Origin of the sequence: Bacillus horti (assembly GCF_030813115.1) — a bacterium.
In the GTDB taxonomy this organism is placed as follows: domain Bacteria; phylum Bacillota; class Bacilli; order Caldalkalibacillales; family JCM-10596; genus Bacillus_CH; species Bacillus_CH horti.
In genome coordinates this window covers 96,383-113,412 of record NZ_JAUSTY010000003.1, presented here as the reverse complement: position 1 = coordinate 113,412, position 17,030 = coordinate 96,383, and the positions used below count along the sequence as shown (strand labels likewise).

The following is a 17,030-nucleotide window of genomic DNA, read 5'->3' as shown; positions in this document are numbered from 1 at the left end:
CTCCTAGATAACTCCAACCAATTTTTGGATTCTATATATTAATCTATAACCTCTCCCTGAAATCATAAACAAATAATTTTCTATTTTATTTTTTTTGTGAATATTGCAAACCAAAATAAACATTCATTTGAGAGAAAATAAAAGAAGAATGAGCCCGTTTATCGAGACTCACTCTTTTTTATACCACGCCAAAATATATCCCATACTTTCTTAGCGTTTCGTTCTATATCTGTCAATGAGTAAAGAGTAATCGTATTTCCTATGCCCTCCAATAAACAAAAGTAAGTAAAAACAACATCTCGTTCGTCTAAATCGTTATCAACTTCACCGGACATTTTGGCTCTTTTAATAGCATTCTCCATAACAGCATTAACTCGTTCCTGACTTTCATTCGTTGCCTTCGTTAATTGTTCCTCTAGCTCTGAAGGAGGATACAGTAGGATACGATTATAGAATTGATTTTCCGTTTCATCACTATAAAAATGCAGGACATGATCCAAAAAGGCGACGAATAGCCTTTCTTCTTCTGTGTCAGCTGACTTTGCTAAAGAAGCTTCAGTAAACTCAACATAGTCCACACACATTTGATCCACTACAGCCATAAATATCTCTTCTTTATTTTTATAGTGAGCATAAAGGGACGGTTTCTTGATCCCCACCTTTTCTGCTATTTTACTCATTGAAGTTGCTTCGTACCCAAGAATCGAGAAAAGCTCTATTCCAGCTAGCTTGATCTTCTCCTTCGTATGCATATCATTCTCCTTTACAATTAAATTAGTTTGAGATATACTTCCTGTTATGCGACCTAACGGTAGGTAGTTTATGTTGATTTAATGTTATCATTGCTACCCTGCTATGTAAAGGCAGTTTTTTAGTCCCTATTTCCGACCTAACGGTAGGTTCCTAATCTATTAGCTTTATTAATTAAAGGAGTAATAACTATGGTACAAAAATCTATTTTTCGTAATCGCACTTACATGCTTTTGCTTATCGCTGGTATTTTCGCCGTTGTAGGCTTTAGTTTGTTTCTGACAACAACAACCTGGTACGTAGTAAGCGAAATGGGCTCTCCTGGTATGCTAGGTTTTGTTTTGATGGCAGCGACTATCCCTCGCTTGCTCCTCATCACCTTCGGTGGAGTGTTAGCTGATAAATATAAAAAAACAACGATCATGTTCAGCACAAACTTAGTTCAAGCTATTTCGTTATTCGTTATTTATTGGCTTGTCGATACAGATTCAATGACTATGCTTTTATTATTTATGCTGTCAGGATTGTTCGGGATGCTTGATGCGTTCTTTGGGCCAGCCAGTTCATCCATGATTCCTAAAATTGTTGAAAAATCTCAATTACAGCAAGCAAACGCTTATTTTCAAGGGGCTGACCAAGTCTCATTTATTATAGGCCCCATACTTGCAGGACTGATTATGGAGACAATGGGAGTTTCAACAAGTTATTTGGTGGCAACCGTTTTGGTTCTATTATCAGCTGTCATTATCTTTCCTCCATTTATTAAAGAAGAGCCCGTAGAGAACAACATAAAACAAAGTCCATTAAAAGATTTCCGCGAAGGCTTCACTTATGTTCGCTCATCTACATTTCTGCTTACAGGCATTACAGTGTTGATTACATTAAACTTTTTTATTTTTGGAGGTATACAAATTGCTATTCCCATCCTGGTCGATACGCTCGGCGGGACACCGATTCATCTAAGCTACATGGAAGTAAGTCTTGGGATTGGAATGGTTGCTGGAACACTTATTATGAGCTTTGTTAAGCTGAAGCGTAAAGGATTCACCTCTTTAATGGGGCTTTTTTCTTCCCTTATATCCTTACTCATCTTTAGCTTGGCCCCGAACTTGGCACTTCTAACTGGAGTAGTGTTTTTTATAGGATTTTCAATGGCTTTTGTGTTTGTTCCTATTTTTACAGCGATACAGGAATTTACGGACAATCGAATCATGGGACGAGTGATGAGTATTGTTTATTTAGCTATGAATGGCTTTGATCCTATCGCCTATGGTATTGTCAGTGCTTTAGTTTCAGCTGGCTATAATATTCAACTTATCTTGTTTGTATCAGGCATCTTGGGAATGATTGTCGCTATTCTTGTATGGTTTAAAGGGAAAACGTATGTGAAATCATAAGATAGTTTTTTTAAGCAAGCTCCAAGCCTTGGCTGAAGCTTGCTTTTTAATGGATAATTTTCTGTTAAGCATCCAATGAATCACGGAAACGCATGATATCCCTAATTGGCGGTTGCCCAAACATGCGCGCGTACTCACGACTGAAGTGTGAAGGACTTTCGTAGCCGACAAGGAAAGCAGCATCAGCGGCATCTATCTTTGAGGAGAAAAGCAAACGCCGAGCCTCCTGTAATCTAACCTGCTTCTGATACTGGATCGGGCTCATCGCCGTGACTTCCTTGAAGTAATAAAAAAAGGATGAAGGGCTCATATGGGATTCTTCCGCTAATTCATCAATGCGTAACGGTAGTGCAAAATCGCGATTTAGTCGCTCTATTACCTTGGCAATTCTTTGAGCATGACTGCCTATCAAAGCGAACTGTTTAATCGCATCACCTTGTTCTCCCTGGAGAATTCGATAAATAATCTCTCCGATTGTATACGGTGCTAGTACAGGTATGTCATGTGGATGATCCAGTAGCCTAACGAGCCGTAGTACGGCATCGAGGAGAGAAGCATTCATTCCGCTAATCATCAGGCCGCGTTTAGAATTATGCCTGTCTCGTTTTCCTTCTTCCCTTTGATCAGAGTTCTGAATAACTTCGAGAATCTGATTCATATCGAATTGCAGCTGCAGAGATAAATACGGTGCCACGGGAGTTGCTTCAACCACTTGCCCAGTAATGGGTAAATGAACAGAAGCGGCTAAGTAATTGGCTGGACCATATCTATAGCTCTCCGGTCCCAACATAACTATCTTTGACCCCTTAGCAACGACGCACAGAGATGGCTCATATACCGCATGAACCGGCTCAGATATCTGAGAAGCACGAATGAAACGTAAGGAAGGTATAGCCGTCTCATGCGTACCATCTTGCTTCGAGAACCGCTCAATTAATTGACCCAATTCTTCCCTTTCTCTAAAAAACTGTTCTCCCATTTCGAGCCCCTCCAGATTCCTAATTGTTGTTGTACTTGATTTTATACAACATTGGAGGATTAGGCAATAATAGCACACGATCCGACTACCACCTTGCTTCAGCAAGACGTCATAATTGGGATTAGTAACCACTTGAATGCATTTACCATATCGGCACCTCTTTTTATCCCATTCAACAAAACGTCACTTTAGAAACGATAAGGAGGATGGAGACTTGTTATCAGGAAGAAGATTTTGGTTACAGCTGTTCATAGCCATTGGTTTGATACTAATCCCTTCCGCTTGTAGCAGTGAAGGACCTGAAGCAATTGCAGACATGCAGAGTGGTCATACAAATCAGATTGAGGAAAACAATGATTCCGGCGAGAAAGGCGATGGTGAGATGAAAAACAACAGCACACATCCGCATCCTTATGTTGGCATGTGGGTGACTGAGGACGGATATATCCGTCATGAATTGCTACCAAATGGAAGATATGATGAAGCACGTGGAGATCGCGAAAGCGCCTATCAAGGAAGCTATACTATCACAGGAGATTACATCGAATATCTCGATGACACTGGCTTCACAGCAGATGGCGAATTTCGAGATGGAGTGTTATACCATGCTGGTATGGTGCTTTACCGTGAAGAGTAAGTTGGAAAGTTTCAAATTGGACAATCTAGAAAGTCAAATACTATAAACAAATCGTATAACAAACCATTAATAAAGGAGCGTTGGTAAGATGTCTGGAATTAAGGGAAAGGTTGTTGTTATTACTGGGGCTAGCAGTGGGATTGGTGAAGGTACGGCACGCTTGCTTGCAGAGCAAGGTGCCCATGTTGTCCTCGGGGCTCGGAGATTGGATAGACTGGAGGCTTTAGTAGCCGACATTCAATCTGAAGGAGGCTCGGCGATATATCAGCAGCTAGACGTGACAGACCTCGAACAGGTGCAGGCCATTGTTCAATTGGCCAAAAAGGAGTTTGGACACCTTGATGTCGTCATAAACAATGCAGGTGTCATGCCACTATCACCACTTGATGCTTTGAAGGTTGATGAATGGAACCGTATGATTGATGTCAATATCCGTGGTGTACTACATGGCATTGCTGCCGGGATTCCGGTTATGAAGGAGCAAGGATTTGGACAATTCGTTAATGTGGCTTCCATCGGGGCCTATGCGGTCTCTCCTACTGCAGCCGTATACTGCGCTACAAAATACGCTGTTCGTGCTATCACTGAAGGCTTGCGACAAGAGGTTGGTCGAGATATTCGGGTAACATTAGTATCCCCTGGTGTAACGGAGTCAGAGCTTGCCGAGAGCATATCGGATGAGGAGGCAAGACAGCTAATGAAAGAATATCGGCGTGAAGCCATTCCGGCTTCCTCCATTGCTCGGGCTATCGCTTACGCTATTGAACAGCCAACTGATGTAGACGTGAACGAACTTGTTGTCAGACCTACCGCATCGCTTGCTTAATCCGTTCAAAGCGAGCAGAGGTTAATCTTTCGGCAATAATAACCCTTAAAGGCAAATCATTTGATAAGCACATAACTCTCCTCCTGCATAGGATATAAGAGTCGAAATCTGTGTGTAATAACACTAAGGAGGCAGAGCTTTGTCTTTTAACTACATTAAATATTGGGAAAATACGTATCAAACAGGAGGAACATCAGGAGATGGCTCGTACGGTGTCCTTGCTGCCTTTAAAGCAGAGGTTATCAATACGTTATGCTTAAAGCATGGCGTACAAAAAGTAATTGAGTTCGGCTGTGGTGACGGGAATCAGCTCCAGCTCATGAACTATCCTGAATATCTTGGATTAGACGTGGCCTCCAGTTCGATTAAGCTTTGTGCCGAAAAGTTTAAAGAGGATGATAGCAAGAGCTTTCTACAGTATGTACCTGGAGCTTTCGTGAACAAGGGGTTTTTACAAGCAGATTTGGTAGTCTGTTTGGATGTACTCTATCATATTACGGATGAGGAGGATTTCAAAGCGACATTACAGGATATTTTTCAAGCGTCCACTCAGTTTGTTATTCTATATACTCGTATAACGGATGGAACTGATCCCCAAGTCATTGATACGATAAAGGATAGAGATATTATGAGCTACCTGTCACAGTTTTCGGATTTTAAAATTGTCGAGATCATTCCGCAGCGTTACAAAGAGCTATCCTCAGCTGATTTTATAATTTTCCGTAAGGTTTCAGACTAATAAATTTCTTTCTATGGCAAGGTTGAACTGCCCTAGTAAAAAGGGCGGTTATTAAGAAAATAGCTTCAGGTACCCTATCCATGGCCCTAAACTTAAGGGACTGCCCTAAAAAGGTAGAACTGAGTGAGACAGTCCCAATAAACACAGAAGGACACCTCTAATCCACATAAAAGTGGGGAAGAAGTGTCTTTTTTTATGGTGGGTGACCAAAAATCGAGGGATAACTTTCTAAACAGCCCCTTTTGTAATGTCTTTTAACCTTTGGGTAACGGAGAGTATTATACCTCTGGATATTCAAAAACTGTTTGAAATTAAACGATGTGCTCTGTGCTCTATACGCCAAGCTGAATCCTTCCTTTTATTATATCAGGAAGTTGAGCAGAGCTATCTAACCAATCTTTTAATGATAGAGCTATCGGTTCACTGTTCCCCCCCACCCCAACCATAACGTCTAACGTTTTTGGAGAGTATACAACGGTATGCAGCGTACCAAAGAATTGCTGATATTGCTTATAAAATAGCGGAGATTTTTCATCATTGAACTGACGAAACAACTGAAGTGGCGATAATTCTTCCCTCCATGTACTTAATTCCTGAAGGAAGCTTCTACGCTCTAGAGAGCTTTGAATATACTCTCTGTTTTCGCTCCTCATATCTTGATGCAAAAAATGATTGGTACACATAACAGGATTTACTTTTTCAATATGTTGTTTGTGTGGAGAAGCTTCTACTAAGGCACTGTTCCCGTACTTATCCGTTATGGAATAATTGAAAGCATATCCATGTGGGAGTTTCTCTATTAGGTTAATGGCTTCATCCGTATTGGAGCAATGATCCAAAATCGAACGCCCAATTGTAGTGGCTACGAAGCCTTTTTCGCCTTTCTTATTATTCACAAAGTGGAGTCCTACAGTGAGGCCTTTCTCATTCATACCATCTAATCGACCGATAATTTGGCCACTAAACCCAACACTTGCATAGCCGTTGTTAGGCTTATTAAACACAAACCTAGCGTCATAAAAGCTTGGCCCAAAATCATAGTTTCGCACATAATAATCGCCTTGTATCATTGTCGTGCAGCCCATTTCTGGAAAGGGAAAATCATAACCACTATATAGTTCTAGTGCCCTCTCAAGGGGGATCCCTAGTCCTGCTGCTAGCCCATCTATCTCCTCCCCTAGTTGTGGAAGTAAAGCCTGCACAACCTCCCTTGCCTCAGTGTCTGAGAAAGCAGTCTCTCTAAACATCATTAAATTCTCGCAAGCACGATGAATAGCTGGGTCAATAGTTTTTCCTTGCGTAAAACCAATTTCTTTATAATTCCCTTTTAGTTCTATGACTTTAACGATTAAATCCTCATATTTGAAATCCCTCATCCTCTTTTCCCCTCCATTTTATGTAGCTTGGCTACTGGCAGCAATATCTCCATACGTCTAGAGTCTGCCCCTTTATATTTCTCAATAATCGGCCCTGCAGCAATCCATTCGTGAGTATAGGCATATTTTACAAGGGCTTTATAGGCCTCTGCTATTTTAAATATGGGTTCAGTAAATGGTAACGTTAGACATACGCTTGAAGGCAAATTCTCAATAGAGTAAATGTCATGTACATGATCTACATGAGCAAGGTCTCTTTTGGAAATGCCAAATCCAACTAATGCTTTTACCGAATTAAGGCCAGACAAGTACTTTAAATAAGTGTTATGGTAAGATATTCTCACCTGTCTAAGCTCTTTTCCTCTTCTAAAGAATGTTTCATTGAAACCACCCATTGGGGCTTCCTCTGCAAACCAAATTATCGTCTCTGCTTCATGTTCAACTAAAAAAATGGACTCTTTCTCACCAGACGACTCTAGATATTGTAAACCAATACCTAAAAGCTGATGCTTCCTTCTCAGCTCTTCTATCCAGCCCTGCTTCAGTTGTTCCCGCTCCGGTAACGCTGCATGTAAATATCTCTTAATTTCAGAAATAGGTACATCTGCTAAACGCAGACTTTGTATCAGCTGTGCCTTATGAATTTGATCTTCCGAAAATAACCGATATCCATTCTCTCCTCTAGTTGTCTGCAACAGCCCTTCAGACTCATAGTATCTTAACGTACTTTTTGAAAGTCCTGACCTTTTCGAGAAAGCTTCAATGGTCATCATGATGTGCTTGCTACCTCCTTTCTTCATTCTTCATCCAGTCTAATCGTACACCTTCAAGTTACTTGAAGGTCAAGAGGATATTTAAAAATATCTACTTAAAATGAATAAACACTAAAGCAAACGGTACCCTAGTGTTTAAAACAGTATCATTCTATTTAATTACATATTGAGACAGAGGTAAATCTAGCTCTAATAGTCCTTCTACCACTAGCTTGGCCATCTCTAGCGCACCGTATTCTGAGAAGTGAGTATCATCTTGGATACCAGAAGGGTAGTTAGCATGGGCGTCTGGTTTAAGCCATAAATACAGCTCTTTTGCTTTTTCGGTGCCTAAATCTTGAAGCAGCCTCTCACTTTTAGCTCCTAAGTCAATTAGGGGCGTTTTAGTTTCCTGAGCTAGTTGTTTCATAGCATTAGGATATTCACCATGCGTAGCTTGAAGCTCTCCTTCTTGATTAAAAGACCTTCGCTGTACAGGAGTGAACAGCACAGGAAATGCTCCCTTTCTTTTAGCTACCTCAATATATTTCAGCAAATATTCCTTATACGTAGTAAAAGGCTCTGTTCGTCTTTCTGTGTCAGGCTTTGCATCGTTATGTCCAAACTGGATGAACAGGTAGTCTCCTGTAACCAACCGCCCTTCTATTTCCAACAGTCTTCCCTCTTCAATAAAGCTTTTTGTGCTTCTCCCTGAAGACGCTTTATTATGAACGTGAACATGCTCATTCATTAAATTCCCCAACAGTTGCCCCCATCCAGATCTAGGATAATAGGAAGTGTCATAGTAAGACACTGTTGAATCTCCTGCTAAGTAAATGTTGACTTTTTTCATGCTATACCTCCTGTAAGTTCGTTCATTTCTCCTATTAAAAAAGACTAGCCAAATACCGATTACTGAAATATGTAGTTATTTAATAGCCCCTTAAACATAACTCTTAGATATAGGAAAAAAATAGATAAGCTAAACATTATAAATACTAGAGGGAGATAGGCTGAATGAAGTGGTTGGTAAAGAAAAATTTTATAGTGAAAGTTTTATCCATTATTTTAATTATACAGGTTCTGCCCATCAAATCCCTAGAGGATATCGAAGCATCCTCCTCCATCCATACGCTTGTGCTTAGGCAAAACAGTACCACCTTCACCCATAACGGACAAGCTCTAAAGGCCGTACAGCCCGTCACGTTAAAAAATGGAGTGACGTATGCTCCTTTAAGCAGCTTAGCAAAGGTCTACCAATTTAACATTTCCTTTGACCCCAATACAAAAGAATCTATCGTGAAGAACGACGCTCTAGAAATACGTTTTAAAGCTAATACATCAACCATTAGGGTTAATGGACGCACGGTACAATCAAGTGGGGAGCTTTTTACACAGCAGGGCTATTTAATGGTACCTGTTCGCACCTGGGCAGAGCTGACAAGAAGCACTTTTGCAGTAACTAAGGACTCCATCACGTTCAAATGGAAGGACTCTTATTTAGCACCTAACACCGCGCCGATTGCCGCTTTTAAGACGGATAAGCAGGAGTATCGCTTAGGTGAGCCTATCCGATACACGGATCAAAGCTATGATGATGAGGATCAGATTGTTCGAAGAACATGGAAGGGAAATGAGCCAGCCTTTTTTAAGCCCGGGGATTATACGATCCACTTAGAGGTTGAGGATCGGCATGGACTTAAAAATTCCGTTCGGCATACGATCACCGTAACGGATGTACAGCTTCACTCTGAGGAGGAGTTCTATCGCCTTTTTACTCCTGTTGGTGATAAGTTCCCTATTGCTGGTCCGTCTGTTTTAGAGTTTGAGCCTATAGCTTACACCGTTCATCCTGAGAATGTAACCTTTGTGCGTAGTAATAGCCCAGAGCACTTAAACGGAGAGGAAGGAATTGCTTATCAGGATACACTTTCTGGTCTTATTCGCTTTAATACGCATAATCAGAACCTAGCCAATCAAAATATGAGAATCCATCTTATCGCTACAAATCCACATCGTACATCGGCTCTAGTAGATATCCGTGCTTTTGGTCAGGGAGGTCCCACCACTTTCGTCTCTACAAGTGGAAAGACTGCCGTTTCTAGGTATCTCACTTCTTGGATGAATTCACGTAAGCATTCAACCATACGTATTCAGGCTGGGCAGTCAAAAATAATTGTACCTGAGGTAAATGAATCGCTTCTCCGCTCTGGATTAACGATGACTACCTATACAGATGTTTACACAAATAAAGAGTTGACGTTTTCTATTGTAGTTACAGCTGCTGATACGGACCCTATTGAAGTTCTTTCAGAATTAAAATCTTTGAAGCGAGACGGTAAACACATTAGAGGAACGTTTCATGGGGCTAATCGCACCCTTGAGGTAGTGGAAGTAGAAAGTGTAGGGTATGCTCCTCAACGTCTTGTTATTGGGGATACAGAGTTTGATGAGATTGTTCAAGGGGTCGATCGGATCACTGGATCACGAGAATTGAACAGAGGGAATCAAGGTATTTTATATACCACGAAGCTTCAAGTAGCCCCACACACGCTAGTCGCTCTAAATGCTAGAGGGGGACATTATGCTGGTGCGTTTCTAGTCAATGGACAGGTGGTCCATGCTACTGACACAAGTATTCTTCGAAATCAACATGAAGCTGGTGTCCTGTATCGTACGGGTTTTTATGAGGAGACCGTAGAGCTTTCGTTTGTTCTAGCATCTGGCAGTAATTTACCGTTACATGTTCTCTTTCTTCCTGTATATGAAAAACAGATGGATGAAGAGCCGGTGAATGAGGAATTGTAAAAATTCTCTGAGGCTAGTTAATATTCCTCTATTTGTTGTGTTACAATAGCTACTAACAAGGATAAACTACTAAGGAAGATTGCTTTTTCTTGCTATTTTATATTCGATTTCATAGTCCCTTTTTAGCTATGAATAGCGAGATGAATAACAGAAGAATTTAAACAATGAGGAAGGTTGAAAACAGTGGAGCATAATAACTCAAACAATTTTATCAGAAGCATTATTAAAGAGGACTTGGCAACAGGTAAACGAACTCATGTCACCACTCGCTTCCCTCCGGAGCCGAACGGGTATTTACATATTGGACATGCCAAATCGATTATCATCAACTTTGATTTAGCCGATGAATTTAAGGGCACAACCAATCTGCGTTTTGACGATACGAACCCGCTTAAGGAGGATACGGAGTACGTCAATGCGATTAAAGAGGATGTTGAGTGGCTAGGTTATGAGTGGGACAACCTGTTTTTTGCCTCGGATTACTTTGAAGAGATGTATGAACGTGCCCTGCTCCTGATAAAAAAAGGGAAGGCCTATGTGGACGATCTTTCTCCTGATGAAATCCGCGAATATCGTGGTACGTTAAAGGAGCCTGGAAAAGACAGTCCTCACCGCGACCGTTCTGTAGAGGAGAATTTGGATTTATTTAAGCGTATGCGTGATGGTGAGTTCAAGAACGGAGAAAAGGTACTAAGAGCGAAGATTGATATGTCCTCTCCTAATATTAATATGAGAGACCCTGTTCTTTATCGTATTTCTCATGCTACTCATCACAATACAGGTGACAAATGGTGTCTTTACCCTGTTTATGCCTATGCTCATCCATTAGAGGATGCGATTGAGGATGTAACACACTCTCTTTGTACCACAGAGTTTGAGGATCAACGCCCCTTATATAACTGGGTTGTTGCAGAATGTGAGATGGATAGCCAGCCTCAGCAAATCGAATTTGGACGCTTAAATTTGACTAGTGTTTCCTTTATGAGTAAAAGGAAGCTTAAGCTTCTTGTCGATGAGGGTATCGTGGATGGCTGGGATGATCCTCGTATGCCTACGATTTCTGGCTTGAGAAGAAAAGGGTACACAGCAAGTGCTATTCGTACATTCTGTCGTGAGTTAGGTGTTTCTAAGGGAGACGGTGCCGTAGATGCTAGAATGCTGGATCACTTTGTACGTGAGGACTTGAAGCTAACTTGTCCACGAACAATGGGGATTGTTCGACCGCTTAAAGTGGTCATTACAAATTATCCAGAGGGACAAGTGGAATATCTTGATGCTGAGATTAATCCAGAGAATCCTGAAATGGGATTGAGACAGATTCCATTCTCTAGAGAAATCTATATTGAGCAGGAGGATTTCATGGAAAACCCTCCGAACAAATACTTCCGCTTATTCCCTGGTAACGAGGTACGTCTGAAGCATGCTTACTTTATTAAATGTGAGGATGTAGTTAAGGATGATCAGGGCCAAGTGGTTGAGATTCACTGTACGTATGATATAGAAACGAAAAGTGGAACGGGCTTTACTGGCAGAAAAGTAAAAGGAACGATTCACTGGGTGGAAGCTTCTCAAGCAGTTCCTGCTGAATTCCGTTTGTATCAGCCACTTGTGTTAGCTGAGGAGAACAATGGGATTGCAAAAGGAACTGAGGAAACGGTGGAAGTGACGGAAGCTGAAGAAAAAGATGGAACGGTGGAAACGAACAACGGAGCAGAGAAAACATTCCTAGACACTATCAACCCAAACTCGCTGCAACGCTTAAACGGTTTTGTAGAGCCTAATATGAAGGGTGCACAGCCGCAGGATAAGTTTCAATTTTTTAGACACGGTTATTTTAACGTAGACTCCAAGGACACAACGGCCGACAAGCTCGTATTTAACGAGATTGTTTCTCTGAAAAGCTCGTTTACGTTATAGGAATAAAAGCAGATAAAAAGAGTTTGTTTCATAAGTAGAATTTTCTACTTGGGACAGGCTCTTTTCGTTTCACTTAAATAGGAGTCATATCAGTTTACAAATAGCATATTTTGCACTATAGTATACATTATAGACTCATAATATCCATAATTAAAGGAGGAGCTTCTATGAATGATAAATTGCAAAGGAAAATAAATAATCTACAAAATATTGACAGGCTACCTTTCGATGAATTAGTAGAGTTTTTCCCTCTTAATGATCGTGATCAAGTCCTAGACCTCGGGGCGGGAGCAGGATACACCTCCCTATCTATTGCTAATCAAGTGGATCGAGTATGTGCCTTTGACTTCGATCAAGATATTCTAGAGTACTTAGGGACCGTAGCCAAGGAACAAGCCATCAACAACATTGAAGCTGTCGCAGGTGATTTTCGAGATATGCCGTTAGAGGATAAGCGCTTTGATAAAGCCATTGCCTCCATTTCTTTACATGAAGCTTCACCATTAGAATCCGCTTTAAAGGAAATTAATAGAGTACTGAAGGACAAAGGCCTATTCTTATGTATTGAATTAGAAAAGAATGATACGATTCATGCACCTAGAGTGCCCTTTGCGGAAATGAAAGCTACGCTGCTTCAATCTGGTTTTTCCATTGTTGATACTATTTTTCCTGAAACAAAAGTAGCCAATCAAGCTATTTATATCATCATTGCTCAGAAAAACTGAATTTCAAATGTAAGGATAAAGATATAGATAAAAGAACTGTCAGAAGCTGGATTTAGCTATTTAGACAGTTCTTTTATACATGCTTATCATCCTGTTACTTTACAGCATACAAGGGTCTTCTTCTTTCTAGTACTACATAGAAAACAACCATTTATGACACAAGTAAAAACTATGCTTGAGCTGCTTTATATTCTTTATACAACCGTATTATGGTTTGGAAGTCTAGTTGGTCTGTAGAATGTACAATATAGTCAGCGTGGGAAAGGATTGACCCATCTCCCACCGCTACGGCAAACATGCCTGCTCCTTTAATCGCCGTAACTCCACTAGCAGCATCCTCTACACCGATACAGTGAGCCGGATCAACATGTAATTGTTCCGCTGCCGTAAGGAAAATCTCAGGATGAGGCTTTCCTTGTGCTACTTTTCCAGCGTCTACAATGGTGTCAAAGCTTTCCCTTAGTCCCAATGACTCCAGTACACTTAATGCGTTTTTACTAGCTGAAGCAAGTCCAATTGCTATGCCTTCCTTTTTTATATCATCTATAAGCTCTTTAATCCCTGGAAGAATATCCTGTGGACTAATCTGCTCAATAAGGGTGACATAGTGCTCATTTTTCTTTGAGGCAAACTGCTCCTTTTGAACGTCTGAGTAATCCTGCTGTTTGTTACCACGCTCTAGGATAAGCTCCAAGGAATCTGTGCGACTAACCCCTTTAAGCTGTTCATTAAAGGCACGATCAAACGGAATATCTAGCTCTTCGGCTAACGCCTTCCAAGCCAAGTAATGGTATTCTGCCGTATCTGTAATGACACCATCCAAATCGAAGATAAACGCATCTATTTTCATTGTCTACCTCCTAATGCGCGGGTGCTGTTTGGAGCTTGTGGAGAAAGCTCTACTTTCTCTCCATAGAGATGAACCTCTAGCTTTTCACCCTCCAAAAGCTGTAGATCCACACCTTTACCATCAACCTGTAAGCGAAGGCGTCTTCCTTGGTATTGTAACGGAATGGCATACCCTTTCCATGAGTTTGGAAGAGTAGGTGCTAGGGATATTCCTGCTTCCTTAATTCGTAGCTGAGCAAAGCCAAACACAATGGCTAGCCACGTCCCTCCCATGTTTGCCATATGCAGGCCATCCTTTGTATTCCCATGAGTGTTATCTAGGTCTAAGCGAACCGTTTCGTTAAAGTAGCGGTACGCTTTTTCCTGCTCCCCTATTTTAGAAGCCATAATGCTAAACACACAGGAGGACAAAGAGGAATCATGTGTTGTGACCTTTTCATAATACTCATAGGAGCTCTTGATCACATCTAGCTCTTGCTCGTCCTCTAACAAGAAATGAGCTAACACGGTATCTGCCTGCTTACAAACCTGATAACGATACAACGTTAAAGGATGGTAATGTAAAAGTAATGGGAAATGCTCTTTAGGTGTGTTTTCTATATCCCATATATCCTTCTGCAGGAAGGAATCGTCCTGCGGATTAATGTTCAGCTCCGCATCATATGGCAGATACATATTCTTGTATGCCTGCTGCCAGCCTTCTACCTCATCTTCCTGCATGGCTAGACGCTTCTTTAAGCCCTCCAGTACATGAGGAGTTTCTTCTTGTAGACGTTGGTAGGCTAGCACGGCTCCCTTTAGATTATGCTTGGCCATGGCATTTGTATAATAATTGTTATTCACCACACAGGTATATTCATCTGGTCCTGTTACAGCGTCTAGCCTGAACTGACCTTGATAGAAGTGACCGGTATCCATCCATAAGCGAGCCGTTTCAAAAAGCACCTCAGCACCGTACTTCTCCATAAATTCGCGATCCTGTGTCACAGCATCATATTGAATGTAGCTGTAAGCAATATCCGCACTGATGTGATATTGAGCCGTACCCGCTGGAAAGAAGGAGGAGCATTCTGTACCTGAAATGGTTCTCCAAGGGAATAGGGCACCTTTTTGATGTCCCATTTCCTTCGCTCTTTCCTTCGCCTGCTCTAAAATCGAATAGCGATATAGAAGTAGGTTTTTCGCCAGCTCAGGATTAGTTAGGAGGAACACGGGGAACATATAGATTTCTGTGTCCCAAAAATAATGACCCTCATAGCCTTCTCCAGACAAGCCCTTGGCCGAAATATTAGAGAAGCGATCACGTCCAGTGGATTGAAGTAAATGATAAAGATTGAAGCGAACCCCTTCTTGAATCGATTCTTCTCCCTCTACCTCCAGATCGGTGTTTCTCCAGTATTCCTTTAAATAGGCTTGTTGCTGCTCAAGTAAAGCACTAAACCCTATTCCACTAAAACGCTTGTGAAGATCCTGAGCCGCTTGCTGTAAGGAGGGTTCCTTCTGATGTCTCAGTGTATCTACGAAAACCGTTTTCTTCTCAAATTTCACCGTTTCATTTAGCACGAAGTGGAATTCACTTTTAAACGCTGAATCACTTGCCTTATCGGTTCTTCGAGCTGACGCAGAAAGATGATAGACTGTAGCACATCCACAGCTGAGCTCTGAACGCTCTGTTTTACACTCTACGTACGCTACCTCTCCATCCTGTTCAATCTGTGAAACACTTAAATGCTTCCCATGACCCGAAGCCACCCTTGGATCATTCTGATTCACATAGTTTGTTACATCTCCATCCACATAGGATGTCATTCGCACCTTACCGGTAAAGCTAATCGGTTCAATCGTGACCTGTTGAATGAAAAGCTCCTTTTCCGTAAAGGAGACAAGACGCTTAAACGTGACCTTGATTTCCTTCCCTAAAGGAGAGCGCCAGTGCACGGATCTTTCTGTAAAACCTTGATCCAAGTGCAGGGTACGTGTATAGTCTAGCACTTCACCCTCAAATAGGCTGAAGCGTTCTTCCTCTGCGCCTTCGCCCACGTAGATCAAGGTCGTTTGAGCATCAATAATATTCACGAGCTTTTGTACCTTCTCGGGGAAAGCGTAAAGCTTCTCCCCGTATGAAATATCCTCTATATCATGAAACGCATTTAGGTATGTTCCCCTAATAGTTGAGCTTCCTTCTGCATAGCCCTCTTCAAAATTCCCACGAACGCCAATATAGCCATTTCCCGTAAAGTACAAGCTTTCTTCATTAAGGAGCTGGTCCATCTGCCTAGCCTCTGAGCTGATTTTCCAAGTCAACGTCAACACTCCTAATCCTAGTTTAGTTTCTCTTCTCTCTATCCTGATTCATCTATTCTTCTCTACTTTATTTCTGCTTTAATTCTTCCTACTTCACTGATCTTGTCAGCCAAATTGATTATTGGCTAAGTGTTATTCTTTGACGCCACCACTCGTTAAACCAGATACGATTTGCTTTTGGAAGAAAAGCACAATGATTATGGTTGGAATCGTCACAATCGCTGTTGCTGCGGCAACCTCACCCCAAAGAATCTCAAACTGTGTACGCAGGAATGAAATCGCAACGGGCACCGTATGATAAGACGAGTTCGTATTTAATGTAATGCTTAATAGAAACTCATTCCAAGCTGCAATGAAGGTGATGATAGCCACGGTAAATACACCCGGCGCAGCAAGAGGAAATAGAATTTTATATAAAGTTTGAAACGCTGTAGCCCCGTCAATTTTCGCCGATTCCTCCAGAGCCAGTGGAATTTGATTAAAATGCGTAACCAAGATCCATACAGCAATAGGTAACGTAATAGTTGAATACGGCAATACAATAGCAAAGCTGTTCAGCCAGCCTAGGCTTAAAAACATATCATAGACAGGCCCAATGACCACCATTTGTGGAAACATAGACACCGCTAGGATAATACCGAGGAATACGTTTTTCCCCCAGAAATCAAACCTAGAAATCGCATACGCAGCTAATGTAGCAACAACCACAATATATAGCGTGGTAACCGTTGAAACAATGAAGCTGTTCAATATAGCACTCAAAATGTTCTTCTCGAACATTACTTTTATATAGTTCACTAACGTTGGATTCTCTGGAATGATATTAAAGGCACCTGCACCAAAAATTTCTCCTGATGTCTTAAAGGAAGTGACCACAATCCAGAAGAACGGAAAAACCATAGCAAACAAATACAGGGCAACGACAATACCAAAAATAACCCAAAACTTTCTCTTTGACTGTTGCATGATTA

15 protein-coding genes are annotated in these 17,030 nt (G+C 41.3%); 7 read left to right on the top strand and 8 right to left on the bottom strand.

The genetic code is table 11. The features are described 5' to 3' along the window. Nucleotides 1-158 precede the first annotated feature (158 nt). The gene (locus J2S11_RS04230) at nt 159-752 is read right to left on the bottom strand and encodes a TetR/AcrR family transcriptional regulator (protein ID WP_307391368.1); all 594 of its coding nucleotides are present in this window, start codon (nt 750-752) and stop codon (nt 159-161) included. Between the two features lie 189 nt (nt 753-941). Between J2S11_RS04230 and J2S11_RS04225 the strand changes: the two genes are divergently transcribed. Beyond that, nucleotides 942-2,147, top strand: coding sequence for an MFS transporter (locus tag J2S11_RS04225; RefSeq protein ID WP_307391367.1), 1,206 nt, complete (start codon nt 942-944; stop codon nt 2,145-2,147). A gap of 64 nt (nt 2,148-2,211) precedes the next feature. Here J2S11_RS04225 and J2S11_RS04220 read toward each other — a convergent pair whose 3' ends face one another. After that, entirely contained in the window at nt 2,212-3,126 is a 915-nt protein-coding gene (locus J2S11_RS04220) for an AraC family transcriptional regulator (RefSeq protein ID WP_307391365.1), read from the bottom strand. Between the two features lie 382 nt (nt 3,127-3,508). On the opposite strand from J2S11_RS04220, the gene J2S11_RS04215 reads away from it, so the two are divergent. From J2S11_RS04215 to J2S11_RS04205, 3 genes are all read left to right on the top strand, one after another. Then, nucleotides 3,509-3,763: an Atu4866 domain-containing protein gene (locus tag J2S11_RS04215; protein ID WP_307391826.1), complete on the top strand. Its 255-nt coding sequence runs from the start codon at nt 3,509-3,511 to the stop codon at nt 3,761-3,763. Nucleotides 3,764-3,851: 88 nt separating this feature from the next. Continuing rightward, entirely contained in the window at nt 3,852-4,589 is a 738-nt protein-coding gene (locus J2S11_RS04210) for an SDR family oxidoreductase (protein WP_307391362.1), read from the top strand. Between the two features lie 139 nt (nt 4,590-4,728). Next, nucleotides 4,729-5,328 (top strand): class I SAM-dependent methyltransferase, encoded by a 600-nt coding sequence (locus J2S11_RS04205; protein WP_307391359.1) that lies wholly within the window; start codon nt 4,729-4,731, stop codon nt 5,326-5,328. Between the two features lie 332 nt (nt 5,329-5,660). Here J2S11_RS04205 and J2S11_RS04200 read toward each other — a convergent pair whose 3' ends face one another. The 3 genes from J2S11_RS04200 to J2S11_RS04190 form a co-directional block, all read right to left on the bottom strand. Next, the gene (locus tag J2S11_RS04200) at nt 5,661-6,704 is read right to left on the bottom strand and encodes a C45 family autoproteolytic acyltransferase/hydrolase (protein WP_307391356.1); all 1,044 of its coding nucleotides are present in this window, start codon (nt 6,702-6,704) and stop codon (nt 5,661-5,663) included. After that, complete coding sequence (locus J2S11_RS04195; RefSeq protein ID WP_307391353.1) at nt 6,701-7,477, bottom strand: MerR family transcriptional regulator; 777 nt, start codon at nt 7,475-7,477, stop codon at nt 6,701-6,703. Before J2S11_RS04195 ends, J2S11_RS04200 begins: the two co-directional genes overlap by 4 nt. 151 nt (nt 7,478-7,628) lie before the next feature. Further along, on the bottom strand, nt 7,629-8,309 hold the full coding sequence (locus tag J2S11_RS04190) for a rhamnogalacturonan acetylesterase (protein ID WP_307391351.1): 681 nt from the start codon (nt 8,307-8,309) through the stop codon (nt 7,629-7,631). A gap of 164 nt (nt 8,310-8,473) precedes the next feature. Between J2S11_RS04190 and J2S11_RS04185 the strand changes: the two genes are divergently transcribed. The 3 genes from J2S11_RS04185 (at nt 8,474) to J2S11_RS04175 (ending at nt 12,906) form a co-directional block, all read left to right on the top strand. Continuing rightward, on the top strand, nt 8,474-10,264 hold the full coding sequence (locus J2S11_RS04185) for a stalk domain-containing protein (RefSeq protein ID WP_307391348.1): 1,791 nt from the start codon (nt 8,474-8,476) through the stop codon (nt 10,262-10,264). Nucleotides 10,265-10,447: 183 nt separating this feature from the next. After that, entirely contained in the window at nt 10,448-12,181 is a 1,734-nt protein-coding gene (locus J2S11_RS04180) for a glutamine--tRNA ligase/YqeY domain fusion protein (RefSeq protein ID WP_307391345.1), read from the top strand. A gap of 167 nt (nt 12,182-12,348) precedes the next feature. Beyond that, nucleotides 12,349-12,906 carry a class I SAM-dependent methyltransferase gene (locus J2S11_RS04175; RefSeq protein ID WP_307391342.1) on the top strand — a complete coding sequence of 186 codons (558 nt, stop codon included), beginning with the start codon at nt 12,349-12,351 and terminating at the stop codon, nt 12,904-12,906. A gap of 169 nt (nt 12,907-13,075) precedes the next feature. Here J2S11_RS04175 and pgmB read toward each other — a convergent pair whose 3' ends face one another. The 3 genes from pgmB to J2S11_RS04160 all read right to left on the bottom strand — a co-directional run bounded on the left by pgmB (nt 13,076) and on the right by J2S11_RS04160 (nt 17,025). After that, nucleotides 13,076-13,756, bottom strand: coding sequence for a beta-phosphoglucomutase (pgmB, locus tag J2S11_RS04170; RefSeq protein WP_307391339.1), 681 nt, complete (start codon nt 13,754-13,756; stop codon nt 13,076-13,078). Beyond that, the gene (locus tag J2S11_RS04165) at nt 13,753-16,059 is read right to left on the bottom strand and encodes a glycoside hydrolase family 65 protein (RefSeq protein WP_307391336.1); all 2,307 of its coding nucleotides are present in this window, start codon (nt 16,057-16,059) and stop codon (nt 13,753-13,755) included. The genes pgmB and J2S11_RS04165 overlap by 4 nt, the downstream gene beginning before the upstream one ends. Nucleotides 16,060-16,191: 132 nt before the next feature. Then, on the bottom strand, nt 16,192-17,025 hold the full coding sequence (locus J2S11_RS04160) for a carbohydrate ABC transporter permease (RefSeq protein ID WP_307391334.1): 834 nt from the start codon (nt 17,023-17,025) through the stop codon (nt 16,192-16,194). Between the last annotated feature and the right edge of the window lie 5 nt (nt 17,026-17,030).

Coding starts and splice junctions, on each gene's coding strand:
- J2S11_RS04230 (WP_307391368.1), bottom strand. CDS start 752: ATGCATACGAAGGAGAAGATCAAGCTAGCTGGAATAGAGCTTTTCTCG.
- J2S11_RS04225 (WP_307391367.1), top strand. CDS start 942: ATGGTACAAAAATCTATTTTTCGTAATCGCACTTACATGCTTTTGCTT.
- J2S11_RS04220 (WP_307391365.1), bottom strand. CDS start 3,126: ATGGGAGAACAGTTTTTTAGAGAAAGGGAAGAATTGGGTCAATTAATT.
- J2S11_RS04215 (WP_307391826.1), top strand. CDS start 3,509: ATGAAAAACAACAGCACACATCCGCATCCTTATGTTGGCATGTGGGTG.
- J2S11_RS04210 (WP_307391362.1), top strand. CDS start 3,852: ATGTCTGGAATTAAGGGAAAGGTTGTTGTTATTACTGGGGCTAGCAGT.
- J2S11_RS04200 (WP_307391356.1), bottom strand. CDS start 6,704: ATGAGGGATTTCAAATATGAGGATTTAATCGTTAAAGTCATAGAACTA.
- J2S11_RS04195 (WP_307391353.1), bottom strand. CDS start 7,477: ATGATGACCATTGAAGCTTTCTCGAAAAGGTCAGGACTTTCAAAAAGT.
- J2S11_RS04190 (WP_307391351.1), bottom strand. CDS start 8,309: ATGAAAAAAGTCAACATTTACTTAGCAGGAGATTCAACAGTGTCTTAC.
- J2S11_RS04185 (WP_307391348.1), top strand. CDS start 8,474: ATGAAGTGGTTGGTAAAGAAAAATTTTATAGTGAAAGTTTTATCCATT.
- J2S11_RS04175 (WP_307391342.1), top strand. CDS start 12,349: ATGAATGATAAATTGCAAAGGAAAATAAATAATCTACAAAATATTGAC.
- pgmB (WP_307391339.1), bottom strand. CDS start 13,756: ATGAAAATAGATGCGTTTATCTTCGATTTGGATGGTGTCATTACAGAT.
- J2S11_RS04160 (WP_307391334.1), bottom strand. CDS start 17,025: ATGCAACAGTCAAAGAGAAAGTTTTGGGTTATTTTTGGTATTGTCGTT.